Here is a 1081-nt window from a genome sequence, read left to right as displayed (position 1 = left end):
TCTACCCAGATGTATTCGTCACCTGCGATGCGCAAGACCTGCGCACGGACCGCATCTTCCGCGCGCCCACACTGGTGCTGGAGGTCTTGTCGTCCACCACCGCCGGGTTTGACCGGGGCCTGAAGTTCGCCACCTACCGGCGCATCCCGTCCCTGCAAGAGTATTTGCTGATCGACCCGGTCGAGCGCAGCGTGGAGCTGTTCCGGCGCAATGCCCAGGGTCTGTTTGAACTGCACGACATGACGGCAGCGCCCAGCCTGGTGCTGGCCAGTGTGGGGTTGGAAATGTCCATCGCCGATGTGTTTGAAGGTGTAGAGCCCGGCGACACCACGGACGACACCCCGCAACCATGATCTACGGCATCGGCACCGACATCTGCGACGTGCGCCGCATCCGCGCCAGCCTGGAGCGGCACGGCGACCGGTTTGCGGAAAAAGTGCTCAGCAATGCCGAGCTGGCGGTGTGGCGCAGGCGCAGCGAGCGCAACGTCGAGCGCGGTGTGCGTTATCTGGCCACCCGCTTCAGCGCCAAGGAGTCCTTCAGCAAGGCCATCGGCATGGGGATGCGCATGCCCATGACCTGGCGGCTGTGCGAAATCGGTAACCTGCCCAGCGGCCAGCCGGTGGTCGTGCTGCACGGCGTGCTGAAAACCTGGTTCGAGGAGCGCCATCTGAGCGCCCATGTGACGGTAACCGACGAGACCGACTACGCCGCCAGTTTTGTGGTGGTGGAGCAGCCGCCTGCCTGAAACCTATTTAAAACCCATTTGCTATAGTGTTGATAGCTGCTACCGCCCATTGAATAAGCGCTGGAGCCTTGTTTTTTATAAAGTATTGCCATGTCCCAACACGCACCTCTCATCATCGACATTGCGGGCACCAGCCTGACCAAAACCGACCGCCAGCGCCTGCAGCATCCGCTGGTCGGCGGCCTGATTTTGTTTGCCCGCAACTGGCAAGACCGGGCGCAGCTCACCGCCCTGTGCCGCGCCATCAAGAAGGCCCGCCCCGACGTGCTGATTTGCGTGGACCACGAGGGGGGCCGGGTGCAGCGCTTCAAGACCGACGGCTTCACCCACCTG

The 1081-nt window shown here is 62.7% G+C and carries 3 protein-coding genes; all 3 read left to right on the top strand.

Annotated elements, in window-relative coordinates; all coding sequences use genetic code 11:
- Nucleotides 1-353: Uma2 family endonuclease (locus AC097L_RS25965; protein WP_479589569.1), on the top strand; the 353-nt coding region annotated here is incomplete at its 5' end.
- Complete coding sequence (gene acpS / locus AC097L_RS25960; RefSeq protein ID WP_479589568.1) at nucleotides 350-748, top strand: holo-ACP synthase; 399 nt, start codon at nucleotides 350-352, stop codon at nucleotides 746-748. The genes AC097L_RS25965 and acpS, both read left to right, overlap by 4 nt.
- A 90-nt stretch (nucleotides 749-838) precedes the next feature.
- Nucleotides 839-1081, top strand: a 243-nt coding sequence (locus AC097L_RS25955) for a glycoside hydrolase family 3 N-terminal domain-containing protein (RefSeq protein ID WP_479589567.1), incomplete at its 3' end; no start/stop codon positions are given.

This window comes from Rhodoferax sp. RT5P35, assembly GCF_056521385.1.
The sequence above is the reverse complement of the archived record's forward strand: the minus strand, read 5'-3'. Positions and strand labels throughout refer to the sequence as shown.